The 24,697-nt window shown below is 74.3% G+C and carries 23 protein-coding genes and 1 pseudogene; 9 read left to right on the forward strand and 15 right to left on the reverse strand.

Features of this window, described 5'->3' with window-relative positions:
- Positions 1-99: 99 nt before the first annotated feature.
- Positions 100-900: a helix-turn-helix domain-containing protein gene (locus ACFYVJ_RS19420; protein WP_388892921.1), complete on the reverse strand. Its 801-nt coding sequence runs from the start codon at positions 898-900 to the stop codon at positions 100-102.
- 87 nt (positions 901-987) lie between these two features.
- On the opposite strand from ACFYVJ_RS19420, the gene ACFYVJ_RS19425 reads away from it, so the two are divergent.
- Positions 988-1,383: a nuclear transport factor 2 family protein gene (locus tag ACFYVJ_RS19425; RefSeq protein WP_388892923.1), complete on the forward strand. Its 396-nt coding sequence runs from the start codon at positions 988-990 to the stop codon at positions 1,381-1,383.
- 79 nt (positions 1,384-1,462) lie between these two features.
- Here ACFYVJ_RS19425 and ACFYVJ_RS19430 read toward each other — a convergent pair whose 3' ends face one another.
- Both ACFYVJ_RS19430 and ACFYVJ_RS19435 read right to left on the reverse strand, forming a co-directional pair.
- The gene (locus ACFYVJ_RS19430; RefSeq protein WP_388892925.1) at positions 1,463-2,119 is read right to left on the reverse strand and encodes a hypothetical protein; all 657 of its coding nucleotides are present in this window, start codon (positions 2,117-2,119) and stop codon (positions 1,463-1,465) included.
- Between the two features lie 11 nt (positions 2,120-2,130).
- Positions 2,131-2,721 carry an RNA polymerase sigma factor gene (locus tag ACFYVJ_RS19435; RefSeq protein ID WP_388892927.1) on the reverse strand — a complete coding sequence of 197 codons (591 nt, stop codon included), beginning with the start codon at positions 2,719-2,721 and terminating at the stop codon, positions 2,131-2,133.
- A 139-nt stretch (positions 2,722-2,860) separates the two neighbouring features.
- On the opposite strand from ACFYVJ_RS19435, the gene ACFYVJ_RS19440 reads away from it, so the two are divergent.
- Together ACFYVJ_RS19440 and ACFYVJ_RS19445 are read left to right on the forward strand one after the other, a co-directional pair.
- Entirely contained in the window at positions 2,861-3,904 is a 1,044-nt protein-coding gene (locus ACFYVJ_RS19440; RefSeq protein ID WP_388892929.1) for a DUF5685 family protein, read from the forward strand.
- A gap of 25 nt (positions 3,905-3,929) precedes the next feature.
- The gene (locus ACFYVJ_RS19445) at positions 3,930-4,514 is read left to right on the forward strand and encodes a hypothetical protein (protein WP_388892931.1); all 585 of its coding nucleotides are present in this window, start codon (positions 3,930-3,932) and stop codon (positions 4,512-4,514) included.
- Between the two features lie 36 nt (positions 4,515-4,550).
- On the opposite strand, the gene ACFYVJ_RS19450 is transcribed toward ACFYVJ_RS19445, so the two are convergent.
- The 3 genes from ACFYVJ_RS19450 to ACFYVJ_RS19460 all read right to left on the reverse strand — a co-directional run bounded on the left by ACFYVJ_RS19450 (position 4,551) and on the right by ACFYVJ_RS19460 (position 6,422).
- Positions 4,551-5,177: a DUF305 domain-containing protein gene (locus tag ACFYVJ_RS19450; RefSeq protein ID WP_388892933.1), complete on the reverse strand. Its 627-nt coding sequence runs from the start codon at positions 5,175-5,177 to the stop codon at positions 4,551-4,553.
- Between the two features lie 135 nt (positions 5,178-5,312).
- Entirely contained in the window at positions 5,313-5,930 is a 618-nt protein-coding gene (locus ACFYVJ_RS19455; RefSeq protein ID WP_388892935.1) for a DUF6153 family protein, read from the reverse strand.
- Positions 5,931-6,008: 78 nt separating this feature from the next.
- Entirely contained in the window at positions 6,009-6,422 is a 414-nt protein-coding gene (locus tag ACFYVJ_RS19460) for an ArsR/SmtB family transcription factor (protein ID WP_388892937.1), read from the reverse strand.
- Between the two features lie 100 nt (positions 6,423-6,522).
- Between ACFYVJ_RS19460 and ACFYVJ_RS19465 the strand changes: the two genes are divergently transcribed.
- A complete protein-coding gene (locus tag ACFYVJ_RS19465; RefSeq protein WP_388892939.1) occupies positions 6,523-8,601 on the forward strand; it encodes a heavy metal translocating P-type ATPase in 2,079 nt (692 codons plus the stop codon).
- A 16-nt stretch (positions 8,602-8,617) separates the two neighbouring features.
- Here ACFYVJ_RS19465 and ACFYVJ_RS19470 read toward each other — a convergent pair whose 3' ends face one another.
- The 5 genes and pseudogenes from ACFYVJ_RS19470 to ACFYVJ_RS19490 all read right to left on the reverse strand — a co-directional run bounded on the left by ACFYVJ_RS19470 (position 8,618) and on the right by ACFYVJ_RS19490 (position 13,957).
- The gene (locus ACFYVJ_RS19470) at positions 8,618-9,859 is read right to left on the reverse strand and encodes an MFS transporter (RefSeq protein WP_388892983.1); all 1,242 of its coding nucleotides are present in this window, start codon (positions 9,857-9,859) and stop codon (positions 8,618-8,620) included.
- Between the two features lie 2,167 nt (positions 9,860-12,026).
- The gene (locus tag ACFYVJ_RS19475) at positions 12,027-12,221 is read right to left on the reverse strand and encodes a hypothetical protein (RefSeq protein ID WP_388892941.1); all 195 of its coding nucleotides are present in this window, start codon (positions 12,219-12,221) and stop codon (positions 12,027-12,029) included.
- An 11-nt stretch (positions 12,222-12,232) separates the two neighbouring features.
- Positions 12,233-12,832: pseudogene (locus tag ACFYVJ_RS19480) on the reverse strand (DUF5753 domain-containing protein); the annotation flags it as partial.
- A 75-nt stretch (positions 12,833-12,907) separates the two neighbouring features.
- Entirely contained in the window at positions 12,908-13,375 is a 468-nt protein-coding gene (locus ACFYVJ_RS19485) for an NUDIX hydrolase (RefSeq protein WP_388892943.1), read from the reverse strand.
- 129 nt (positions 13,376-13,504) lie between these two features.
- Positions 13,505-13,957, reverse strand: a complete 453-nt coding sequence (locus ACFYVJ_RS19490; RefSeq protein ID WP_388892945.1) for a phospholipase — start codon at positions 13,955-13,957, stop codon at positions 13,505-13,507.
- 277 nt (positions 13,958-14,234) lie between these two features.
- On the opposite strand from ACFYVJ_RS19490, the gene ACFYVJ_RS19495 reads away from it, so the two are divergent.
- Positions 14,235-15,188, forward strand: coding sequence for a DUF6528 family protein (locus ACFYVJ_RS19495; protein ID WP_388892947.1), 954 nt, complete (start codon positions 14,235-14,237; stop codon positions 15,186-15,188).
- Here ACFYVJ_RS19495 and ACFYVJ_RS19500 read toward each other — a convergent pair.
- Both ACFYVJ_RS19500 and lnt read right to left on the reverse strand, forming a co-directional pair.
- Positions 15,169-16,536: an MFS transporter gene (locus ACFYVJ_RS19500; RefSeq protein WP_388892949.1), complete on the reverse strand. Its 1,368-nt coding sequence runs from the start codon at positions 16,534-16,536 to the stop codon at positions 15,169-15,171. The two genes, ACFYVJ_RS19495 and ACFYVJ_RS19500, sit on opposite strands and share 20 nt — an antisense overlap.
- 8 nt (positions 16,537-16,544) lie before the next feature.
- Positions 16,545-18,257 (reverse strand): apolipoprotein N-acyltransferase, encoded by a 1,713-nt coding sequence (lnt, locus tag ACFYVJ_RS19505; RefSeq protein WP_388892951.1) that lies wholly within the window; start codon positions 18,255-18,257, stop codon positions 16,545-16,547.
- A 404-nt stretch (positions 18,258-18,661) separates the two neighbouring features.
- Between lnt and ACFYVJ_RS19510 the strand changes: the two genes are divergently transcribed.
- The 3 genes from ACFYVJ_RS19510 to ACFYVJ_RS19520 are packed head-to-tail and all read left to right on the forward strand — an operon-like array spanning position 18,662 to position 22,608.
- Positions 18,662-19,522, forward strand: coding sequence for an ABC transporter ATP-binding protein (locus ACFYVJ_RS19510; protein WP_388892953.1), 861 nt, complete (start codon positions 18,662-18,664; stop codon positions 19,520-19,522).
- Entirely contained in the window at positions 19,519-20,520 is a 1,002-nt protein-coding gene (locus ACFYVJ_RS19515; RefSeq protein ID WP_388892955.1) for an iron-siderophore ABC transporter substrate-binding protein, read from the forward strand. Before ACFYVJ_RS19510 ends, ACFYVJ_RS19515 begins: the two co-directional genes overlap by 4 nt.
- A 3-nt stretch (positions 20,521-20,523) precedes the next feature.
- Positions 20,524-22,608, forward strand: a complete 2,085-nt coding sequence (locus ACFYVJ_RS19520; RefSeq protein WP_388892957.1) for an iron ABC transporter permease — start codon at positions 20,524-20,526, stop codon at positions 22,606-22,608.
- Positions 22,609-22,656: 48 nt separating this feature from the next.
- On the opposite strand, the gene ACFYVJ_RS19525 is transcribed toward ACFYVJ_RS19520, so the two are convergent.
- Positions 22,657-23,001: an ArsR/SmtB family transcription factor gene (locus ACFYVJ_RS19525; RefSeq protein WP_388892959.1), complete on the reverse strand. Its 345-nt coding sequence runs from the start codon at positions 22,999-23,001 to the stop codon at positions 22,657-22,659.
- Positions 22,998-23,489, reverse strand: a complete 492-nt coding sequence (locus ACFYVJ_RS19530; RefSeq protein WP_388892961.1) for an SRPBCC domain-containing protein — start codon at positions 23,487-23,489, stop codon at positions 22,998-23,000. Before ACFYVJ_RS19530 ends, ACFYVJ_RS19525 begins: the two co-directional genes overlap by 4 nt.
- A gap of 133 nt (positions 23,490-23,622) precedes the next feature.
- On the opposite strand from ACFYVJ_RS19530, the gene ACFYVJ_RS19535 reads away from it, so the two are divergent.
- Positions 23,623-24,492, forward strand: a complete 870-nt coding sequence (locus tag ACFYVJ_RS19535) for an alpha/beta fold hydrolase (RefSeq protein WP_388892963.1) — start codon at positions 23,623-23,625, stop codon at positions 24,490-24,492.
- Positions 24,493-24,697: the final 205 nt, after the last annotated feature.

The following is a 24,697-nucleotide window of genomic DNA, read 5'->3' on the forward strand; positions in this document are numbered from 1 at the left end:
GTCACCCGCGGCACTGCGGGGATGCTAGCGCAGCGGCCCGTGTCGGGCCGGTCACTCTGCGGGATCCGGTACAGAGCTGCGACACGCGGGCGGGCGCGCTCAGGTGCCCGGGCCCTCGAAGTGGGCGGCGGTCTCGGCGTCGGCGGGATAGTACGACTCGATGGCGACCTCGGCCAGCGTGATGTCGACCGGGGTGCCGAACGTGGTGATCGTGGAGAACAGCCGCAGCTCCCGCCCGGCGACGCGGAGGATCATCGGGATCACGACGTCGGACGCGACCGCGCGGCCCGGGTCCGGATCCGGGTCCGCATCGGGGTCCGGCGGGTCCGCGGCGCCCGGGGCCAGCAGCTCGTCGTAGAGCGCGGTGAGCTCGGGGTCGGGGGCGAGGGCGAGCTGGCGGCGGATCCGGGCGCGGAACACGGTGCGTACGTCGTCCAGGTTGACCACCAGAGGGGCGAAGCCGCGCGGGTCCAGGCCCAGCCGGACGAGGTTGACAGGCGGCCGGAGCAGGGCGGGGTCGACTCCTGCGAGGAACGGCTCGACCGCGCGGTTGGTGCGCAGGATGTTCCACCGGCGGTCGAAGGCCAGCGCGGGATACGGCTCGTGGGCGCGCAGCACCCGGGCGACCGCGGCCCCGGCCGCCGCCAGCGCCTCGTCGTCCAGCGGCCGCTCGGGGTAGCGGGGGGCGAAGCCGGCGGCGAGGAGCAGCCGGTTGCGCTCGCGCAGCGGCACGGCGAGCCGGTCGGCGAGGCGGAGCACCATGGCGGCGCTCGGATTGGTCTTGCCCGTCTCGATCAGGCTGACGTGGCGGGCCGAGACGTCGGCGGCGAGTGCGAGGTCGAGCTGGCTGAGCCGCCTGCGGTGCCGCCACTGCCGGAGGAGGTCACCGATGGTGGGCACGGTCCCGAGGGTACGCACCCCGGCGTCGTACGCCCATGAAATGCCATGTCATCGACAGCCGCCGCGACCGCGGAAAAACTGCCTCCCATGACCGCAGAGAGCAACAAGACCCTCGTCCGGCAGGCACTCGCCGGGCTGATCGAGACGGGCAGCGCCGACGGCCTCGCACCGCTGCTGAGCGACGGCTTCGTGCACCACCGGCCGGACGCGACCACCTCGGACAAGGCGGCATGGCTCGCCGCCGTACGCGCGGCGCTCACCCCGCTCGCCGGCATGCAGGTCGAGATCCACCACCTGCTGGCCGACGGCGACCACGTCGTCATGCACTCCCGGCGATCGCTCCCCGGCGGCGGGCCGGAGATCACGGTGGTCGACGTCTGGCGGATCGAGGCCGGGCTGATCGCCGAAGCCTGGGAGATCATCGAGCCGACGGCGCAGGCCGCCGCCCATCTGTCGTGGTGGGAGGAGCCGGCGGGGCGCTGACCGGCCGGTCGCGCACGTCGTACGGAAGGGGCGCCCCCCGGCCCGCTGGACCGGGCCGGGGGCGCGCCGCGCCGGGCTGTCAGGGCTGGGCCGTCTGCTTGTCGACCTCCGTGGGCAGCTCGTCCGGCTCCTCGGGAATGGGAGCCGGGTTGCAGGGCTGCACGGGGCCGTTGACGACCTGCCAGCCGATCTGCTTGGTGATCTCGTCGCCGCTGCCCGAGACGCTCGTCACGATCACGACGTGGTCCCCCGGCCGGAACTCGGAGGGGCGAAGGGTGAAGGTCATGCCACCGCCGGCCTCCTGCTCCGGGGCGTGCTCGAACAGCCCGTAGCGGTCGACGCCCTCGCCGCGATCGTCCTGGCACCACATCCCCGCCCTGACGTAGTCGACCTCGGCGGACACGCCGTGCTTCTCCAGCTCCCGCTCCAGCCCGTCGGCGTCCTCGTACTTCTCGACGGTCACCGACACGGAGCCGTCGTCGTTCTTCTCGACGGCGTAGGCGGCCGAACCCCCCATCGCCGGCAGGGCGACCACGGCCGCGGCGCCCGCCGCCGCCACGCCCACCGAGGCGGTGAGCCCGGCCCACATCCGGCGGCGCGGGCGCGGCGCGCGCACCGCCACGGGCTCCGGCCGGGCCACCGCGGCCTCCTCCGCGGCACGTTCCGCGACGACCTGCTTCAGCTCGCCGAGCAGCCGCTCCTCGAAGCCGCCCATCGGGCCCTCTGTCTTGCTCATGGTGGTATCTCCTACTGTCTCGGTCCGGAAGCCGCCGGCACGACCGGCGGTGAGACGGGGGCTCCGAAGTGGTCACGGACCCGGCGGCGGGCACGGTGCAGCCGGACCCGCGCGGTGGGCGCCCGGATGCCCAGCGCCTTGCCCGCCTCGCCGGCGCTCAGGCCGTCGAGCGCGACGAGCTCCAGCACCGCCCGTTCGTGGGCGGGCAGTTGCGCCATCGCCTCGTACAGGGTCCTGGCCTGTGCCTCGGCGTCTATTCGGTCGTCCAGCCGGGCGATGTCGTCCCCCTCGACGAGCCGCCGCCCCGCCAGCCGCAGACCGGCGTCGCGCTCGCGCGCGCTGCGCCGCCGGTCGCCGGCCAGCACGTTGCGGGCGACGCCGTACAGCCAGGCCACCGGCGCCCCCCGGGACGGCTTGTAGCCGCCGGCCGACTCGATCGTGGCGAGGAACACCTCCGCCGTCAGATCCGCGGCACGATGCGGATCCGCCACCCGGCGGGCGATGAACCGCTCGACCGCGTCGACGTGCGCGCGGTAGAACGCCTCGAACGCCTGGGGATCCGTGCCGATCCGGCGGACCGCCTCACCCGAGCTGCTGACCATGTGTGATCCCTTCAACCCCTGCCTATATCAGGCACTTGGCCGGCCGGGCCGAAAGCGTTACCGGACACCGTCGCCGGTGAACCGCGGCGCGCGTAGCCTCGTCTTCCACCGGACACGTGGACCGGGGGAGGGGAGACGCATGTTCGGGATCATTCGGCCCTGCCGCTGCCGACTGCCCAAAGGGCTCGCCAAGGAGTGGCTGGGGCACCTGTGCGGGCTGTGCCTGGCGCTGCGCGGCCAGGGTGGGCAGGTCGCGCGGGCGGCCACCAACCACGACGGGCTGCTGATATCGGTGCTGTACGACGCGCAGGCCGCCCCGGCGGAGGGCAAGGCCGGCGGCGGCTGGCGCACCGCGGGGCCGTGCCCGCTGCGCCGGATGCGGCGGGCGGAGGTGGCGTACGGGGAGGGGGCGCAACTGGCGGCGGTGGTCTCGCTGCTGCTGGCCTCGGCGAAGATCCGCGACCACGTCGCCGACGGCGACGGAGCCCTGGCGCGGCCGGCGCTGGCCGCGCCGGCGCGGCGGGTGGCCGGGAGCTGGGAGACGGCCGGGGCCCGGGGCGGCGCAGGGCTGGGGTTCGACACCGGGGTGCTCGTCGAGGCGGTGGAGCGGCAGCGCGAGGTCGAGGCGCTGGCGGGTCCTGGTACGTCGGTGCTGGTGGTGACCGAGCCGACGGAGCTGGCGACCGCGGCGGCGTTCGCACACACCGCGACGCTCGCGGGCCGGCCCGGGAACGAGGCGGCGCTGGCCGAGGCGGGCCGGCTCTTCGGCCGGGTCGCGCACCTGCTGGACGCCGTACAGGACGCGGAGGAGGACCGCCGTACGGGCGCGTGGAACCCGATCACCGCCACGGCCACGCCTCCCGCGCGGGTGCGGCAGTTGTGCGACGACGCGACCCGCGGCGTCGCACTCGCCCTGGCGGACGCGGAGTTCACCGACGACCGGCTGGTCCGCGCCCTGCTGGTGGGCGAGCTGGAGCGGGCGGTCCGCCGCACCTTCGCCCACGCGGGCGGCCAGTTCGGCCCCCCGCCACCGGAGTTCGTACCGCTGGGGCAGGGCGCGGAGGGGGAGAAGGAGGAGGAGAAGGAGGAGAAGCACAGCAACTGCGACTGCGACGGCTGCGACGGCTGTGGCTGCGACGGCGACTGCTGCGACTGCTGCGGTTGCTGCGACTGCAGTTGCTAGAGCAGGGGGCGGAGGGGGCTCGGGGGTGATCGATCCGCGCTGGGTGTTCGTCAGTGCCGTGCTCGGGATGGCGGGCAGCGTCCGGTACTCCTTCGCCATCGTGCGCGGCACCGTGCGGCCCAATCTCGTGACATGGTCGCTGTGGGCCGCGGTGCCGCTGATCGCGTTCTCCGCGCAACTCGACTCCGGTGTGGGGCTGCCCGCGGTGCAGACGCTGGTGGCGGGGGCCGGGCCGCTGGTGGTCGTGGTGACCGGGGTGTGCACGCGGCGGAACCTGGCGCGGCTCGGGGCGTTCGACCTCGCCTGCGCGGTCGCCGCCGGCGCCGCACTCGGGGCGTGGCTGGGGCTCGGCGAGGCGGCGCTGGCCGTGGTGTTCGCCGTGGCGGCCGACGCGGCGGCGGCGCTGCCGACCGTCGTGAAGGCGTGGCGCGACCCCGCCTCCGAGAACCTCCTCTTCTACGTCCTCGTCGGCACCGGCGCCACGGTGACGCTGCTGACGATCACCTCGCGGTCCCCGGCGGCCTGGGCGTTCGCGGCGTACGTCCTCACGCTGAGCGTCTCGCTGATCGCCATCGTGTCCGGCCGGCGGCGGGCGCTGCGGTACGCGTAGGGCGGGCACGGCGCCCGCCCCACGCGCGGACCGCGGTCAGCCCTTGTCGAGCATCGACGTCATCGCGTCGATCTCGGCTTCCTGGGAGCTGATGATCTGCCCGGCCATCTCCTTCGCGGGCGCGTACGAACCGTCCGCCTGCTCGGTCTCGGCCATGGCGACGGCACCCTCGTGGTGCTCGATCATCATCTCCATGAAGGCGGTGTCGAACGCGGCGCCCTTCGCCTTCTCCAGGGTCTCCATGTCCTCCTCGGACATCATGCCGCCGGCGGAGCCGTGCATGGAGTGGTCCATCCCGCCTTCGGCGGGGACGTCCTCGCCCCAGGAGGTGAGCCAGCCGGAGAGCGTCTCGATCTCCGGGTCCTGGGCCTTCTCGATGTCCGCGGCGAGCTTCTTCACCTCGTCGGACGCGGCCCGGCCGGGCGCGAGATCGGCCATCTCCACGGCCTGGCGGTGGTGGGGGATCATCCCCTTCGCGAAGGTGACGTCGGCGTCGTTGTACTCCTCCTGGGAGGCGGCGGGGCTGGACGCGGAAGCGCCGCCGTGCTTGCCGTGGTCTCCCGAGTCGTCGTCGTTGCCGCCGCAGGCGGCGAGGAGGAGGGCGACCGCGCCGGCGGCCGCGACCGCGGCACCGCGGCGGTACAGGGAACGTGTGCGGATCATGACTGTGCAACTCCTTCGCACGCGACCGGTGTGGGCGCGTGGAACGTACGGATGTCAGGGCATGCGGCAGCACGGCACGGGCCCTTCAGAGGGCGGCGTACGGGAGTCGTACGGGGAATGCCGTGCGGGTCGCCGCTATATCCGCAGGAGTTGCAGCTCGGCGAGATCCGGCGGCGCCCGGTCCGGCAGCCCGGCGGCGGGCCCGGATATCGGCGCGGGCGCGGCGTCGGGAGCGCCGGGCAGGGCACCGGCGAGGGCGGGCGGCGCGTACGCGGAGGCCGTGCCGGCGGCGGCACACGTACGGTCGGCGTGGGCGAGATGCCCGGAGCCGCCATCGGTATGGGAGCAGGCGTCACCGGCGGGCGCGGCGACGGGCGTCTGCGCCACGGGCGTCTGCGCCACGGGCGGGTGGGACGCGGGCGGGTGGGACGCGGGCGGGTGGGACGCGGGCGGGTGGGACGCGGGGGTCTGGGCGACCGGTGCGTACGCCCCGGGGGCCTGCCCCGCGGGTGCGTGCCCCGCGGCGGCCTCCTGCGCCCCGGCGACCGGCATGGGCATCTGCGCCGTCATGGGCGCCTGCGCCTGCGACGCGCCGTGGCCGGAAGCCATGGCCGTCGGCCGCTCCGCGCCCGGCGCACCGCCGGGCCCGAGCGCGTGCATGCCCAGCAGGCCCGCCAGCACCGCGAGCACCAGCACCGCGAACAGCCGCCCGGCGGGGCGGCGGCGCGGTCCGATGCGGATGCTCCCGGTCATGCCGCCAGCGTACGCACCCCCACCGACAGCGAGGGCACCGGTCCGAGAAGCCCCCGCGCCCTCCGGCGCCGCGCCCGGTCACCCCCGCGCCGCGGCCGACTCCTCGTCGCGCAGGTCGTCACGCCCGGCGCCCGCGGGGGCGTCCGTGAGGCCGAGGCGCAGGTGCTCGGTGTGGTGGAGCGCCTGGTCGAGCAGTTCGGCGACGTGGTCGTCGTAGAGCGCGTAGACGATCGAGCGCCCGTGGCGCGTGCCGGTGACCAGGCCGAGGTTGCGCAGCAGCCGCAGTTGGTGGGAGCAGGCCGACTGCTCCATGCCCACCTCCGCGGCCAGCTCCGAGACCGGCAGCGGGCCCTCGCGCAGCCGGGCGAGGATCAGCAGCCGGGAGGGGGTGGCCAGGGCCTGGAGCGTGGCGGCCACCTTCTGCGCGGTGGCGGCGTCGAGGCGTACGCGCCCGCCGTCTCTCGCGCCGGGGGTGGCGGCTCCGTGACCCATGCCGACATCGTACTCAGCCGATACATGAATACCTCTTCATTCATTCCTGTATGGTGAGGCGGTCACGCAGCTCCGCCATCCGCAGGGAGATCGCGCCGCGATGCCGCACACCCTCACCCAGCCGGACCCGCAGACCGCCCCGGCGGCCCGGACTCCGGCCCCGGCCTCCGCACGCCGCCGCCGCCCCGGGCCCCTCGCCGTACCCGAAGCCCGCTGGGCGGCCGCGGCGCTCGCGCTGTTCCTCCTCGCCCTGCCGCTCGACCTCCTCGGCGCCCCCGCGTGGACCTGGGGGCCGCTGTACGCGCTGACGTACGCCACCGGCGGCTGGGAGCCCGGCTGGGCGGGGCTGCGGGCGCTGAAGGACAAGACGCTCGACGTGGACCTGCTCATGGTCGTCGCCGCGCTGGGGGCGGCTGCCCTCGGGCAGTTCCTGGACGGCGGCCTGCTGATCGTCATCTTCGCCGCCTCCGGCGCGCTGGAGGCGATCGCCACCGCCCGCACCGCCGACTCCGTACGCGGCCTCCTCGACCTCGCCCCCGCGACCGCCGTCCGCGTCACGGCCGGCGGCACGGAAGAGGACGTACCCACCGGCCAGTTGCGGGTGGGCGACGTGATCCTCGTCCGGCCCGGGGCCCGCATCGGGGCCGACGGCCGGGTGCTCGACGGGGCGAGCGAAGCCGACCAGGCGACCATCACGGGCGAGCCGCTGCCGGTGCCCAAGGAGCCCGGCGACGAGGTGTTCGCCGGCACCCTGAACGGCACCGGCGCGCTGACGATACGCGTCGAGCGCGACCCGGCGGACTCGGTGATCGCCCGGATCGTCGCCATGGTCGAGGAGGCGTCCCGGACCAAGGCGCCCACACAGCTCTTCGTCGAGAAGATCGAACAGCGCTACTCGATCGGCATGGTGGCCGCCACGCTGGCGCTGTTCGCCGTCCCGCTGCTCCTCGGCGCGGAGCTGCAGTCCACGCTGCTGCGGGCGATGACGTTCATGATCGTGGCGTCGCCGTGCGCGGTGGTACTGGCCACGATGCCGCCGCTGCTGTCCGCCATCGCCAACGCGGGCCGGCACGGCGTGCTGGTCAAGTCCGCGGTCGTCATGGAGCAGTTGGGCCAGGCCGACCAGGCGGCGCTGGACAAGACCGGCACCCTGACGGAAGGCCGGCCGCACGTCACCGACGTCCGGCCCCTCGACGGCTCGGGGATGGCGGAGGACGAACTGCTCGCCCTCGCCGCGGCGGCCGAGCACCCCGCGGAACACCCCCTCGCCCGGGCCGTCGTGGCCGCCGCCCGCGACCGCACGCTGCCCGTCCCGCCCGTACGGGACTTCGCCGCCGCTCCCGGCCGCGGCGTAACGGCCACCGTCGCCGGCGCCCGTATCACGGTCGACAGCCCGGCGGGACTCCCCGGCCCGGACGCGGGCTCGGGCTCGGACCAGGACTCGGGCCCGGCACCGGACTCGGGCCCCGCACCTGGCACTTCACCGGGCTCCCCGCCGGACGCGGCAGCCGCCGCCCGGCAGGCGGCCGGCGAACTGGAGGGCGCGGGACGTACCGCCGTCGTCGTCACCCGCGACGGCATGCCCGTCGGCGTCCTCGGCATCGCCGACCGCACCCGCCCCGACGCCCCCGGCACCGTCGCCGCCCTCGCGGCGCTCACCGGCGCGCCCCCGCTCCTGCTCACCGGCGACAACGCGCCCGCCGCGCACCGGCTCGCGGCCGGCGTGGGCATCGCCGCCGCCGACGTCCACGCGGGCCTGCTGCCGCAGGACAAGGCCGAGACCGTACGCGCGCTGCAGTCCCGCGGCCGGCGGGTGCTGCTGGTAGGCGACGGCGTCAACGACGCCCCCGCCCTGGCCACCGCGCACACCGGCGTCGCCATGGGCCGCGCGGGCTCCGACCTCGCGCTGGAGACCGCCGACGCCGTCGTCGTACGCGACGAGCTCGCCGCCGTCCCCGCCGTCGTCGCGCTCTCCCGCCGGGCCCGCCGCCTGGTGGTGCAGAACCTCGTCATCGCCGGGGTGTTCATCGCCGGCCTGGTGGTCTGGGACCTGGCCTGGCACCTGCCGCTGCCGCTGGGCGTCGCCGGGCACGAGGGCTCGACGGTGCTGGTCGGCCTCAACGGGCTTCGGCTGCTGCGCACCGCCGCGTGGCGGCGCGCGGCGGCGGAGGGCCGGTGAACCCGCGCCGCGGCGGCTAGCGTTCGACGCGGCGCAGGTTCCGTACCGCCGGGATGGCCAGGAGCAGGAGGCAGGTCAGCACCGCCATCGTGGCGGACACGAACAGCAGCGGCACCGTGCCCACCACCCCCGCGAGCGGACCCGCCGCCGCCTGGCCCACGGGCTTCATCACCAGCGATCCCGCCGCGTCGTACGCGTGCACCCGGCCGAGGACGTCCTGCGGGACGTGCGTCTGCACACTGGTATGGAACATGACAATCCAGAAGGCGGCGCCGATACCGCTCACCCCGTAGCAGAGGGCGACCAGCGGCGCGGAGAGCCCGAGGCCGACGCCCAGCGGCATCAGCGCCCACAGCGTCATCGACAACGCCCCGGCGCGCAGCGGGTGCCGCGGGCGGAGCCGGATCGCGACGAGCCCGCCCAGCACGCTGCCCGCCCCGAGGGACGACATGACCAGGCCGAACGTCGAGGCGCCGTAGTCGGTGACGAGCGTGCTGTTGCCGAGGGTCGTGGTGGGGCCCGCGCCGGCGAGCTGCCAGAGCATGAAGACGACGATGACGCTCCACAGCCAGGTACGCGCCGAGAACTCCCGCCAGCCCTCGACCAGATCGGCCCGGAAGGAGGGCGCCCCTTCGCGCGCCGCCTTGCCGGGGCCCATGGGGACCGCGCGGAGAGCGAAGAGGCAGGCGCCGCTGACCGCGTACGTCACGGCGTCGAGGGCGACGACGGTGGCGGGCGAGGAGACGGCCAGCAGCAGCCCGGCGAGCGACGGGCCGAGCACGAGGGTGACCGACTCGGCGATGCGCAGGGTGGCGTTGGCCTTCTGCACGTCACGGGCGACGCGCGGCGTGATGCTGGCGACGCCGGGCTGGAAGAGCGCGCTGCCCGCGCCGACGAAGGCCAGCAGCACGAGGATCTGCCACAGCGGGGGCGTACCCACCAGGAAGAGCAGCGCGAGCGCCATCTGGAAGACCAGCCGCGCCGCGTCCGAGACGACCATGAGCCGCCGGGCGCCGAAGCGGTCGGAGAGGACGCCGCCGAAGATGATCAGCGCGGCGAACGGCGCGACGAGGGCGGCCAGGGCGTAACCGACGCCGCTCGCGCCGTAACCGGCGCCGAGGACGGCGGCGGTGATGGCGACGGGGAGCATGGCGTCGCCGAGGAGGGAGGTGGTGCGGGCGGTGAAGAAGAGCCGGAAGTCCGAGGTCCACAGCGGCGTGGGGGAAGCGGGATCCCCGGCTCGCAGCTCACGGGCCATCTCCGAACCAGCCACCACACCGCCCCAGGCACGCCGCCGACCCTTGCCGGAGGACCACTCTTGCGTTGGGGCGGGCGGGGGTCAACGGAATATGTGAGGTGGGGGACTTGGGCGGGGGGCTGAGCGTGAGAAGGGGCTGAGCGTGAGAGAGGGCTGAGCGTGAGAGGGGCGTTGCGACGGGGGGCTTTGCGCTGGGCGCTTTGGGTACCTGATCCTCCCTGCGCTCGCTCGCCCGCTGGCCCGCTCGCCCGCTCGCCTGCTCGCCTGCTCGCCCGCTCGCCCGCTCGCCTCGGGACTCGATCCCGGTCTCGCGCCTGCCGGTTCGCCCGCGGACTCATCTCCCTTGCGCCCGCCCAAGATATGCGCCGAGTCTGGTGCGGTTTCGTTCGCGGCCGCGGGTCCGTACGCGTCCGCGCGCGTCCGTACGCGCCCTCACACCCACCCAAGCCGCGGGTCCGTACGCGTCCGTACCCGCCCTCACACCCACCCCGCCCAAGCTGTGGGTCCGTGCCCGTCCGTACGCATCCGTACGTGCCCTCACACCCGCCCAAGGGTAGGCGCCTGCTCTGACAGCTCGGGGGGAGCGGGGCGTTGAGCTGGTACGTCGTGTCTGTGCCGGCGCGTGCGGGGGTACGGTGCCGGGCTTGCGGTGGTGCGTTGAGGGTGCCGGTGTACGGGGTGCCGGCGAAGGGAGTGGCCGTGTCGTAAAGGCTCCCCCCGGGCCACCCCGCTTTTGAGTGTGCGGGCCTGCGTCCGCCGTCAAGGGCGTTCCCTCCGCTTCGCTGCGGGAACGTCGCTTCGCGATGGGGCTTCGCCCCACCCTTGACGGCGGACTCCGGCCCGTAAAAGACCGGCGGCTATGGGTGGCCCGGAGGGAGCGGGCGCCCTCATGCTGCGCTACGAAGGCGGAGCCCAGAGGACGGGGTGGCCGGGCTACCGGGAGTTGAGTCTTCCCCGATCGCCGAGGTGCCCGGCGGACGTGGGGCGGGCCGCCGCTCGCCGGGGTCTGCCCTGATCACCGTTGCCCCGGGCGGACGTGGGACGGAGGACGGAGGCGGGCCGGGCCCGATCGCCGATGTGCCGGTTGAGCGGGGGCGGAAGTCGGAGTCCGCTGCGTGCGCCTCGATGGGCGAAAGTCGGCCCACGGGGGCGATTTACCCCTGTTTGGTGGGGGCGTTACTGCGAGTTGCAGCCGAATTCCTCCGCCCGGGCGCCCCGAACGGCCATGGCCGGCCCCAGGGTCGGCGCGTGCGCGTCGACGGGCGAAAGTCCCCCAGCGGGGGTGATTTGTCCAGGTTCGCTGTCGGGGTTACCGCGAGTTCGGCTCACTCACGTTCAATACCGGCGGCCTGGACTGTAGTTGGCGTGGCTGGGCGGGCGAAAGTCGGGCCCGGTGGGCGTTTTGGGTCGGTTCTCGGGGTGGGGTGCGGCGAGTTCGTCTCGGCCGTGTGCGTTTCGTACGGTCTGGGTGTTGGAGGGCGGGCCGCGGGCCGGCGAGTGCGGCTGGGTGGGCGAAAGTCGGCGCTTGAGGGCTGATTCGGCCCGCATCCGGGAGTGTTACCGCAAGTTACGGCACAATTTCTCCGCCCCGGCCGTCCCGACAGGGGCCCCGGCAGGCGATCGCCGGGCGGATGCACGTGGTGCGGCAGGCGTCGGGCGCTGCTTCCCCGGCCGGATCGGTTCCGGGTACCGGCGGGCACCGGGTGCCCTGCCTGATCGCCGCCGAGGCCGGAACCGGGCCCTCCCGCGAGCCGGCCACCGGGCGAGGTGGACCCCGATGCTCCAAAACCCCCGCACGGCCCGCCCCCACACGACACCCCCCACCCCGACTCCGAACCCCCGCCCCCGGCAAGCACCGCCGCCCGCCCAGGCCCCGGCCCCGGCCCCGGCTCCGGCTTCCCCGGCTCACCCCACCCCCGGCTTCGCCGCCCCCGGCCCCCGCACCCGGCCCCACCCCCACGACGTACCAGCTCAACACCCAACCCACCCCGCACTGTCAGACCAGCCGCATACCCTTGGGCGGGCGTGAGGGGAGATGGGTCTTCCGGAGGGTGTCCAAGCGACGCCGGTTACCCCGACGCCGCCCCCTCGTACGCCGGGTTGCTGCCGTTACAGCCGAAGGTCCGCCTCACAGCCGAAGGTCCGCCTCACAGCCCAAGGTCCGCCTTTACAGCAAGTGGTCTGCCTTGCCGGCCTTGATGTCCCGGATGAGCATGCGGAGCGCTTCCACGGAGTCGGTGACCCGGTGCTCCTCGCTGCCTGCCACGGCGATGTGCGCGTTGCCCTCGATGTCCGTGCCTATCCGAAAGCACGAGTCGCCTTCGCCGCAGAAGGGTTCTTCCCAGTCGATGATGGCGGTCATCTCTTGACTCCCTACAGTCGATGAGCGATCTCACGGATGAAGTCGCGGGACTCCTCCGGAGGCAGTGCGGTCTCCTCCAGCCGGTCGAGCTGGGCCCGGTACTTCGCGAGTTGTCCTTCCGCGTGGAGGAAGTCGGGCCCGTGCGAGTTGTCGATCTGCACGGTGTCCAACTGCGGGCCCGGGCCCTCGGCGTAGAGCAGGTTCTGCCCGGCTCCCGTGAACGAGCCGTGGTCGAACGGCATTGCCTGGTTGACGACGTTCTCGCGTTCGGACATGTCGAGCAGGTGCTCCAACTGGGCGCGTGCGACCCGTCGTCCGCCGAACTGCATGCGTAGCGCCGCTTCGTGCACGACGGCACGGTATGCGGTCGGGTTGTCGCCGTCGAGCACGCCCTGACGTTTCGCGCGGTGGGCCAGCCGGAGGCCGATCTCGTCTTCGGGCAGGGGCGGCAGGACGGCCCGGAAGATGGCGAGCGCGTGGTCCGGCGTCTGGAGCACTCCCGGAACGTGCACCGTGTTCGCCGCGCGCATCCGGACCGCGTGCGCCTCCAACTCGGCGATGTCCAGCAGCCCGTGCGGGAGGATCCCCCGGTACTGCTCCCACCAGCCCTTCGGCTCGCTTCCCCTCGACGTCCGGTGACCACGAAGACGGACCGGACCGGACCGGACCTGAGCGGCGGCGCGGTCTCAGTGCTGAATCAGGCCGCCGACCGGGATGGGGGTCACGTGGCCCGTTGCCGGGAGGTTCCGTGCCAGCGCCAGACCCACGTCCACCAGCGACGAACGGCGCAGGCCCGCGACATCAGGCACCGCGGTCCAGACCGACTCCGCGATGTCGCCGTCCGGTTCGGGCCGGAGCCGGCCGCCGGCGATGCGGACCCGGTAGAAGACGCCGACGTTCTGGTGCTCGGCTCCCGCCCGTGCGACCGCCGCGGGGATCACCCGCGAGTCCACTCCCAGCAGGCGGTCGACCACCGCGGCGCAGCCCGTCTCCTCGGCGACCTCCCGGATCACCGCGTCGAACGGGTCCTCCCCGTGCTCGACCCTGCCGCCCGGAAGGGTCCAGTTGCTCTCGCCCTCCGGTGGTACGTGCCGGGCGAGCAGCACCCGCCCGTCCTCGATGCACACGGCGTACGCCGCCAGCCGGAAACTCATTCCCGCACCTCCCGCCGGACCCTATCCGACGGCCGAAACCGGATCGGCTCTCCGGAACCGCCGGCGAACAGAGCGGCCGGCCCCGGCGGCATGGGGGCACCGCCGGGGCCGGAGGGGGTGGGGACGGGGTCAGCCGAAGGCGCGGACGGCCTGGTAGTAGACCCAGGCGGTGCTGTTGCACGAGGTCTTGGTGGCGCCCGAGTAGCGGTTGCAGACGCGCTTGAGGTCCTCGTAGAAGGCGCTGTCGAGACGGGACTTGTTGGCGTCGAAGGTGCCGATCTCCTTGTAGTTGCGGTAGCCGAAGTCGTGGCGCTGGCAGGACTTCTGGAAGGGGAAGCCGAAGGGGTTGTCGGGGGAGCTGCTGCAGTAGTCGGTCGACCAGTTGAACGCGTAGGCCGACCAGGCGCCGCGGTTGGCCTCGGCGGCGGCCCAGGAGTTGTAGCTCGCGGCGCTGGTCTGGGTGAAGTTCGCCAGCACCTGGGGCTTGTCGGCGGGGGCGGCCTCGGCGGTGGAGACAGTTGCCAGGAGAGTCGCCGCGGTGACGCCGACGGCGACCAGAGCCTTCTTTGCGGTGGGGCGCATGGGGACTCCTCGGGTAGGTGCGCCGGGTCGCGGCGCACGGCCTGGGGGTGCGCCAACTGCCGCGGGAGTGCCGGCAGTCGGCCGTGCCGGCGCTCAGACTATGCGCGTAGAATGGCCGTGGGAAGTCATGCCCCTGACAGGATCATGAAGTCGGTGTACGTCCCCAAGACCGCGCAACCGCGGCGCAACCGCCGTGCATTACCCGCGTATTACAACGGAAAGCACACGGAGAACGGCCGGATCCCCCACGGCAAGCCGACGAACGGATGGACGGACGATGAAGCGACGCAGTCTGCTCACCGGAGCCCTCGCCGGCGCGGTCGCCGCGCCGGCCGCCGTCACCTTAGGCGCGTCCACCGCACGCGCCGCGGTGGCCGACTACCCCATCGCGCTGACCGACCAGGCCACCAACAGCTTCCAGGTCTTCGACCGCACCGGCGACTGGTCCGGCGCCTCCAACTGGAGCTTCACCCCGGGCACCACCAACGGCTGGGACGACCCCTTCGAGATCCGCTTCCGCGCGACCACCCGCTACGGCACGATCGCGCTGATGACCGCCGGCCAGCCCGGCAACGGCCGCGCCGGCATCGTGGCGGTCACCGGCAACGGCAACCGGCTGGACCGCGGCGACCTCATCTGGGAGACGTCCGTGGCCAGTTACCCGCACTGCATCGAGCGCATCCCCAACCTCGCCGCCGTCGTCGTCGCCGGCACCCGCGACCGCATCCACGTCTACGGCGGCGCCAACAGCGACCACTCCACGCTCCGCGAGGTGCAGACGATCACCGACATGCCCAAGCCGCACGCCGTGCTCTGGGACGACGTGAACGACCTGCTCTGGGTCACCGGCGGCACGGTCATCCGCACCTACCGGGTCACGGGCGCCAACTCCACGGCCCGGCTGGTGAAGTCGGGTACGGACATCGCGTTCGCCGGCAACGGCCACGACATCCAGCCGGACTACACCGACCCCGGCAAGCTGTGGGTCACCGACAGCGGCCGGGTGTACTCGCTGGACAAGGCGACGCGGAAGGTGACGATCATCTCCGAGGAGAACTACGTCAAGTCGTACGTCCGTTACACCGACGGCGAGGCGATGTGGACCCTGGACCCGACTCCCGCGGACCCGCCGTGGGGCGGCCCGACCGTCTACTTCTCCGGCGGCCAGTCCAAGACCCGCCCGGGCGCCCAGATCTACAAGGCCCGCATCGTCACGACCCGCTTCCACTGACACCGCCGGCGCCGCCCGGCCCGCCATCAGCACCAGGCCCGCCGCCAGCACCAGGCCCGCCGCCAGCACCAGGCCCGCCATCAGCACCAGGCCCGCCGCCAGCACCAGGCCCGCCGTCACCACCGGACCCGTCGGCGCCGCCCGGCCCGGCGAGCAGCGCCGAGACCCCCAGCAGCGTACGGGCAGCGACCAGCGCCGCCAGCACGACCGCCGCCCCGCCCGCGACGAACGGCACCCTCAGCCCGTACCCCGCCGCCAGCACCCCGCCAAGCAGCGAACCCAGCGGCAGGCTGCCCCAGCTCAGGAACCGGTGCACGCTGCCGACCCGCCCCAGCAGCCGGTCCGGTACGACGGTCTGCCGCACCGCCGCGGTCAGCACGCTCCACGTCATCGTCGCGAACCCGAACCCCGCGCTGCTCGCCCCCGCCACCCACGGATTCGACGTCGCCCCCATCGCGACCGTCGTCAGCCCGTGCCCGAGGACGGCCGCCACCAGGCACGGCCCGGCCGCCGCGGGCCGGATGCGCTCGGCGGCCCAGGACCCGGCGACCGCGCCGACCGCGACGGCGCTGGACAGCACCCCGTAGCCGACCGCCGACAGGTGCAGCGTCTCCAGGGCGTACAGCACGAAGACGGCCATCGTCATCGCGCGCGCCAGGTTCATGAAGGTGACGACGACCGACAGGGTGCGGATCAGCGGATTGCGCCACAGCCAGCGGAAGCCCTCCCCTATCGCGCGCCCCACCCCGGCCTTCGGCGCGGCCGCCGCCCCGGCCGGCCGGAACGTGCCCCGCAGCCGGCTCAGCAGCGCCGCGCTGGCCGCGAAGCTCACCGCGTCGAGGACGAACGGCACGGCCTGCCCCAGCCGGAAGAGGAACCCACCGAGCGGCGGGCCCGCGAACTCGTTGGCGCCCAGTTCGACGCCGAACAGCCGCGCGTTGCCGCGCGTGAGCTGCTCGCGGGGCACGATCCGCGGCAGCAGCGTGGGCGCCGCGGCGTCGAAGACCACCTCCCCGATCCCCAGCAGGAACACGAAGGCGCACAGCACCGCGATCGAGGACCGGTCGGCCAGGATGGTCGCCGTGAGGAGCGCGGCCAGGCACATCCGGACGAGCTGGACCGCGACCATCAGCCGGCGGCGGTCGACCCGGTCGGCCAGGGCGCCGGCGGGGAGGCTGACCAGCAGCCAGGGGAGTTCCGCCGCCACCGACACGGCGGCGACGGCCACCGGGTCGCGGGTCACGGCGGCGGCCAGCAGGGGCAGGGCGGTCAGGCGGACGCCGTCGCCGAGGTTGGAGACCGCGGAGGATAACCACAGCCGCCGGAAGTCCGCCCCCAGTCCCGTCACGTGGCGGGTCAGTCCTCCGCCGTCGTACGGGCCTCGGAAGCAGCAGGAGCGGAAGCAGCAGGAGCGGAAGCAGCAGCAGGAGCGGAAGCCGGCGCAGCGGCCGCGTCGCGGCGGCGCAGGTACACCGCCGTGCCCACCGCGCCCGCCGCCAGAGCCACGATCGCCCACTCCGGGGCCGCGCCCACCCGCGTCGCCACCGTCTCGTCCGTGCGCAGCGGGACCGCCGCCGTCAGCACCTCGCGGCGCCACGGACCCGTCTCGTCGACCGTCTCGCCGTCCGGCGTGACGATCGCGCTGATGCCCGTCGTGGAGGCGACCAGCGTCGAGCGGTCGTGCTCGACGGCCCGCAGCCGCGACATCGCGAGCTGCTGCTCGGGCTCGCCGAGGTTGCCGTCGCGCATGTAGGTGGCGTTGTTGGTGGGTACGGCCAGCAGGTTGGCCCCCGTACGCACCTGGTCGCGGACCTGGCCGTCGTACGCGACCTCGTAGCAGATCGACTCCGCCAGGTGCACGGCCCCGGCGTCCAGCCGCACCGCCTCGTCGCCCGCCTCGAAGTCGCGCGGGATGAGCTGGAGGTCGCCGAAGCCGCCGAGGAGCGAGCGCATCGGGATGTACTCGCCGAAGGGCACGAGCTGCCGCTTCGCGTAGTACTCGCCGGGGCCGCTGCCCGGGAGCCAGAGGAGGCCGGCGTTGCGGATGCGGTCGTCGGGGGCGTCGAGGATGGCGCCGACGACCAGGGGGGCGCCGAGGTCGTCCACGACCTGGGAGATCCGGGCGCTGAGGACGGGGTCGTTGCGCGGGTCGCGGTCGGTGGCGTTCTCCGGCCACAGCACGAGGTCCGGCTTCTCCGCCCGGCCCGCCCTGATGTCCTCGACCAGTTCCTCGGTGGCCGCGATGTGGTTCTCGGCGACCATCTCGACCCGGGCCTGCTCCTCCAGGCTGCGCGCCCGCGGCACGTTGCCCTGCACCACGGCCACGGTCGCCCGCTCCTCGCCCGCGTCGCCCGCGCTCGGCAGCAGCAGCATCCCGCACGCGCCCAGGGCCACCGCCCCGGCCAGCGCGACCGCCGGCACCACCCGGTGCGCGGCCCGCGCGGTGACCACCGCCGCGAGCGCGCCCGCGGCGAGCGCGACGACGGCGCTGACGCCCGGGGCGCCGCCGACCGACGCCCAGCCGAGCGTCGGGGCGTCGGCCTGGCTGAAGGCCAGCCGGCCCCAGGGGAAGCCGCCCAGCGGCACCCGCGAGCGCACCGCCTCGACCGCCACCCACCAGGCCGCCGCCCAGACCCACCACACCGGCAGCCGCACCAGCGGCGGCACGGCGAGGCACAGCCCGCCGAGCATCAGCGCCTGGATCACGCTGAGCAGCAGCCACGGCAGGATGCCGAGGTTGGACAGCCACCACAGCAGGGGGACGAAGAAGGCGACGCCGAAGGCGGTGCCGAGCCAGAACGCGTCCCGCTTGCGGCGGGCGCCGCGCAGCAGGACGAACAGCCCCGCGGGTGCGACGGCGGCCAGCGGCCACAGCCCGTACGGCGGGAAGGCCAGCGCCAGCAGCACCCCGGCGACCGCGGCCAGCGCGGGCGGGAACCACGCCCGGCGGCTCAGCGCCGCCAGCCACGGCGCCCGCAGCCCCACGGCGGCGGCCCACGGCACGGTGGCCGGCGGGGCCTCCCCGCCGCCGGCGGGGGCGGCTGTCGTACGCGGTGGTGCGGCGGTCACGAAGCCTCCAGGATGTGCTCGTCTGCGGGCGCCGCGGGTGCCGGGCGCTCGCGTGTGGGTCCGGCATCCGCACGCCGCCCACCCGTATTCTCGCCCCGCCACCCCCCTCGCGCGCCAGTGAGGTTCGCCTCCCGGGGCAGCCGGCCCTTCCGGTACGGGGGCCTGAAGATCCACGCGTACGCCCGCGAGGCCGCCCCGCGCCCCCGCACCGGGGCGTCCGCGCCCCTCCGCGCCGGGTCGTCCGCGCGCTCCGTACGGCGTCGTCCGCGCGCTCCGCGCCAGGTCGTCCGGGCGTTCCGCGCCCCGTCCTCCGCGCCGTCCGCCGGGCCCGCCCGGCACGCCCGCAGACTTCTCCGGCGTACCGACTGCCGAGGCGGGGTGAGGTTAGGTTAACCTAAGCTCCCGTGAGAGCCGGAGAGAGCACGCCCACCGCCGCGGGAGCCCGCGGGCACGCCCTGTCCGCCGCGGACGTCACCGTGGCGTACGACGGCGTCGACGTCGTCCACGACGCCTCGCTGCGGCTGCGGCCCGGGGAGGTGACCGTCCTCGTCGGGCCCAACGGCAGCGGCAAGTCGACGCTGCTGCGCACCCTCGCACGGCTCCAACGGGCCCGCCGCGCCAGCCTCGTCATCGACGACGGGACCGACGGGTTCGCGATGTCCACCCGGCACTTCGCCCGGCACGTCGCGCTGCTGACGCAGGGGCGGCCCACGCCCAGCGGGCTGACCGTCCGCGACGTCGTGGAGTTCGGCCGCTACCCGTACCGCGGCCGCTGGGGCGCCTCCGATCCCGGCGGGCGCGCGGCCGTCGACCGGGCGCTGGCGATGACCGGCGTCACCGACCTCGCCGAGCGCGGCGCCGAGCACCTGTCCGGCGGGCAGTTGCAGCGCGTCTGGCTGGCCGGCTGCCTCGCGCAGGACACCGGCGTGCTGCTGCTCGACGAGCCGACCAACCACCTCGATCTGCGCTACCAGGTCGAACTCCTCGACCTGGTACGCGACCTGGCCGACGACCACCGCATCGCGGTGGGCGCCGTCCTGCACGACCTCGACCAGGCGGCGGCCGTCGCCGACCGCATGGTCCTGCTCGACGACGGCCGCATCGTCGGCGACGGCCGCCCGGAGGACGTCCTGCTGCCCGAACTGCTCAGCAAGGCGTACGGAATCCGCATCGACGTCGACGACGACCCCCTGACGGGCCGGCTGCGCACCCGCGCGATCGGCCGGCACCACAAGCGAAGCGAAAGGCTCAGCACTTCCTCATGAAACGCCTCCTGCTGACCGCGGCGGTCGCCACCGCCGCGACGCTCACCCTGGCCGCCTGCGGCACCACGGAAGACGCCGCGGACGACGACGACAAGGGCGGCGCCGGCAAGGGCGCCGCGCAGCCGATCACCCTGACCGACTCCTCCGGCAAGAAGATCACGCTTGAGAACGGGCCCGCCACCAAGGTGGTCGGCACCGAGTGGAACGTGGTCGAAAGCCTCATATCGCTGGGCGTCGACCCCGTCGGCGTAGCCGACGTCAAGGGCTACAACACCTGGGACACCGCGGTCCCGCTCACCGGCGAGCCCAAGGAGATCGGCACCCGCGGCGAGCCCAGCATCGACACCATCGCGGCCCTCGATCCCGACCTGGTGATCGCCACCACCGACCTGCCCGAGTCGGCCGTCAAGCAGCTCGGCGAGCACGCCCCCGTACTCACCCTGCGCTCCGCGGACGCCGCCGACCCGCTCGGCCGGATGACGGAGAACCTCGACCTCATCGCGAAGGCCACCGGCACGACCGACCAGGCCGAGAAGCTGAAGGCGGACTTCGACGCCAAGCTCGACGAGGGCAAGAAGGCCATCGACGAGGCCGGTCTGGGCGGCAAGAAGATCGCCACCGCCGACGGCTACGTCGTCTCCAACCAGGTCTCCATCCGCGCCTTCACCGCCGGCTCGCAACTCGGCGCCGTCAACGAGCGGCTGGGCCTGGTGAACTCCTGGGACGTCAAGGGCGACAAGGACTACGGCCTCGGCTCCACCGACGTCGAGGGCCTGACGAAGCTCCCCGGGGACACGCAGTTCGTCTACGTCGCCAACGACAAGGACGAGGCGAGCACCCCCTTCACCGGCGTGCTGAAGGACAACTCCGTCTGGAAGTCCCTGCCGTTCGTGAAGGCCGGCGACGTCCACCGGATCGAGGACGGCACCTGGATGTTCGGCGCCATCGGCTCGATGAACCAGTACGTCGACTCCCTCGTCGCCGAGCTGACCAAGTAGCCGATGGCCGTCACCGCCCCGACCACCCCCACCGCCGCGCCCGCCCCGCCGCCGACCGTACGGTCGCGGACGGGCGCGGCGGCGGTGGCCGCAGGGCTCGCGCTGCTGGTCGCGGTCCTCGCGGTCGCCGACCTCACCCAGGGCACCGCCGACGCCGGCGCCGGCGAGGTCTGGAAGGCCCTCACCGGGCAGGCGGACCCGGCGGACTCCTCCGTCGTCATCGCCTCCCGGCTGCCCCGGATGGTCGCCGGTCTGGTGGTCGGCGCGGCGCTGGCGATCGCCGGCACCGCCCTCCAGGCGGTCAGCCGCAACGTGCTGGCCTCGCCGGACACCCTCGCCGTCAACGCCGGTTCGTACGCCGCGCTGGGGCTGGCCGCCGCCACCGGGGTGTCGATGCCGCTGCTGGCGTCCTCCGGCGTCGCGTTCGCCGGCGGGCTCGCCGCCGCGGCGGTGGTGCTGGGGCTCTCGGGCCTGGGCACGGGCACCGTACGGCTGGTGCTCGCCGGCAGTGCGCTGACACTCGGGCTGTACGCGGTCACCGAGGGGATGCTGCTGCTCTTCCCCGAGGAGACGCAGGGCCTCTACGAGTGGCACCAGGGCAGCATCTCGCAGAGCGGCTGGGACGGCGTCACGCAGATGCTGCCGCTCGCCGTCGCCGGGCTCGCCGGGCTGCTGCTGCTCTCCCGCCGCATCGACGCCCTGGCCCTCGGCGACGACGCCGCCCGCGGCCTCGGCGTCCCGGTGCGCGCCACCCGCGTCACGGCGGTGCTGCTCGCGGTGCTGCTCGCCGCGGCGTCGGTGACGCTCGCGGGGCCGATCGGCTTCGTGGGGCTCTGCGCGCCGGCCCTGGTGCGGTCGGTGGCCCGCAGGTTCCGTACGTACGGCAAGACGCGGGCGGGCATTCCGCTGGCGGCGCTGCTGGGCATGGCGCTGGTGCTCGGCTCGGACGTGCTGCTGCGGGCCATGGTGCCGTCGGACACGGCGGTCTCCGTACCGACGGGCGTGGTCACGAGCCTCGTCGGCGCGGTGTTCCTCGTCGTGATGGCCGCCCGGCTGCGGGACAGCGCGGGCGCGGCCGACACCGACAAGCTGCGCATCCGCAGCCACCGCACGTTCGTGGTGACCACGGCGCTGCTGGCGGCGGCGCTGGTCGCCGTCACGCTCGTCGCGCTGCTGGCCGGTGACACCAAGCTGCTCCTCGGCGACGTCGCCAACTGGCTGCAGGGCCGGGCGGGGCCGACCACCGAGGTGGTCCTGGACACCCGCGTGCCGCGGGTGCTCGCCGCGCTGCTGGCCGGCGCCGCCCTCGCGCTCTCCGGCACGATCGTGCAGGCCGTGACCCGCAACCCGCTGGCCGAGCCGGGCGTGCTCGGCGTCTCCAACGGCGCGGCGCTCGGCGCGGTGCTGCTGGTGACCACGGTGTCGGTGCCCAGCTCGTGGGGCCTGTCCGCGGCCGCGCTCGGCGGCGCGGCGCTCACCTCCGTCGGGGTCTTCGGGCTCGCCGCGCGCGGCGGGTTCCAGCAGAACCGGCTGGTGCTCGTCGGCATGGGCTTCGCCACCGCCTCGACGGCGCTGATCAGCCTGCTGATCGTGCTGACCGACCCGTTCAACGCGACGATGGCGCTGACCTGGCTCTCCGGCTCGACGTACGGGCGGACGCTGCCGGACGTGGTGCCGCTGGCGATCGTCCTGGTCGTGGGGCTCGCCATCGCGGTGGTACGCCGCCGGGAGCTGGACCTCGTCTCGCTGGACGAGGACACGCCGCGGCTGCTCGGCCTCGACCTCGGCCGCAGCCGGCTGTGGCTGCTGATCCTGAGCGTGGTGCTGGCCGGCACGGCGGTGTCGGCGGCGGGCACGATCGGGTTCGTCGGCCTGGTGGCGCCGCACGCGGCGCGGGCGCTGGTGGGCAGGCAGCACACCCGGGTGGTGCCGGTCGCGGTGCTGCTGGGCGCGGTGCTGGTGTGCACGGCGGACGTCATCGGCCGCACGGTGATCGCCCCCGCGCAGCTCGGGGCGGGCCTGATGACGGCGGTCATCGGCACGCCGTACTTCCTGTACCTCCTGGTACGCAGCCGCTCCGCCCGGTGACGCGCGAACCCCCTCCCCGGCCGCCCGGGGAGGGGGTTCCGCTCGGGGTCAGCCCCGCGGCGGCGGGTCGGAGTCGGGCGCTTCCGCCAGCTCCTTGATCCGCAGCAGGCGGGTCTCCCAGGCCCGGCCGATCCGGTCCAGCTCCCGGGCGAGCGCGTTGAGGCGGGCGCCCACGGCCACGTACACGACCTCCCGGCCGCGCTGCTCGGACTCGACCAGGCCGACCTCGCGCAGCACCTCGAGGTGCTTGCCGATGGCCTGCCGGCTCACCGGCATGACCTTGGCCAGCGCGGACGCCGACATCGGGCCCTCGCCGAGGCGGGTGAGTATCGTCCAGCGCGTCGGCTCGCCGAGCGCGGCACACACGACGGCGGGGCCGGCGGGCGCGGTCACGACCGCGGGGCCGCGGCGGCGGTCTTCTCGACGTACCGCTTGCCGGCGGCCAGCTCCTCGACCCAGCCGACGTCGTTGCCCTCGCGCTCCTTGAGCCACGCGGACCGCTCGTCGAAGAGGCGGGAGAAGCCGCTCTCCACGACGCGCAGCGTCACGCCGCCGGGGCGCTCGTCGATCCAGAACTCGACCAGGGTCGAGCCCTTGGCCCCCTGCTGGTTCCGGCCGGTGAGCCAGCGGAAGGCGGCGTAGCGCGGCTTGTCCAGCTCCACGGTGCTGAACCGGAACTCGCCGAGCCTGTCGCCGCGGACGACGGCCACGTCCCCGTCGTAGCTCAGGTCGGGCTCGGGGTCGACCTCGCCCTCGTTGATGTACCAGCCGGGGCGTACGACCAGATCCCAGACCCGGTCGGCGGGGGCGTCGATGTCGATCTGGCGGGCGACCCGGTCGAGCTCCGCCAGCTCCGCGTCGGTGTACGCGATGTCGTTCACGGTTCCTCCTCGTGCGTCGATCTGCAACCACAGCATTGCATATGGATCGAGCCTACTGCAACTCCAAGGTTGCAGTGATGCGGGTCACCTTCGGCGCCGATGAGTTCGGGCCCGCCGCACCGTCTGCACGGACATGGACACACACACGCTGCACCTCCCCGGCGCCGACCTCGTCTACGACGTGCGCGGCTCCCTGCCCACCGCCGACGGCCGCCCGCCGCTGCTGCTCATCGGCCAGCCCATGGACGCCAGCGGCTTCCGCGCCCTGGCGGCGGAGTTCACGGACCGCACCGTCGTCACGTACGACCCCCGCGGCCTCGGCCGCAGCACCCGCAAGGACGGCCGGCACGACCACTCGCCGCAGACGCAGGCCGAGGACGTGCACGCCGTCATCGCCGCGCTGGGCGCGGGCCCGGTCGAGCTGTTCGGCAGCAGCGGCGGCGCGGTGACGGCGCTGGCGCTGGTGACCGCGTACCCGGAGGACGTCACCACGCTCGTCGCGCACGAGCCGCCGATCATTCCGGCGCTCCCCGACGCCGGTGCCGCGGAGCGGGCCCGGCAGGGCGTCACCGACGCGTACGACGCCAAGGGCTGGGGCACCGGCATGGCGGCGTTCATGGGGATGACCGCGTGGCCGGGCGAGTTCACCGACGCCTACTTCGCGCAGCCCGCGCCCGACCCGGCGGCCTTCGGCATGCCCGCCGACGACGACGGCAACCGCGGCGACCCGCTCCTCTCGGACGCCTCCTGGGCCGTCAGCGGCTACCGACCCGACCCGGCCGCGCTCGCCGCCGCGCCGACGCGCGTGGTCATCGCGGTGGGCGAGGAGTCCGGCGACACCTTCACGGCCCGTACGGCACGCGGCACGGCCGCGCTGCTCGGGCAGGAGGCGATGGTCTTCCCCAGCCACCACGGCGGCTTCCTCGACGCCGAGTTCGGCTACGCGGGCCAGCCGGAGGCGTTCGGCGCGAAGCTGCGGGAGGTCCTCGACGCGAGCGCGTGAGCAGACACCGCGCCATGTCCGTACGTCACTTACACCCCGCGGTGCGCCTCCCCCGCGCGCGCCGCACCGATCACCTCCACCGCACCGGGACAGCCGCGGGGGGGGGGGGGGCCCGGCGCCCCCCCCCCCCGCGGCGGGGCCGGAAGGCCACCGGTACCGCGCCCCCTTCGCCCGCGGGCCCAGCGGCTCGAAGGCGCCCCCCGGG

Source organism: Streptomyces sp. NPDC004134, assembly GCF_042874195.1.
Classification (GTDB): domain Bacteria; phylum Actinomycetota; class Actinomycetes; order Streptomycetales; family Streptomycetaceae; genus Streptomyces.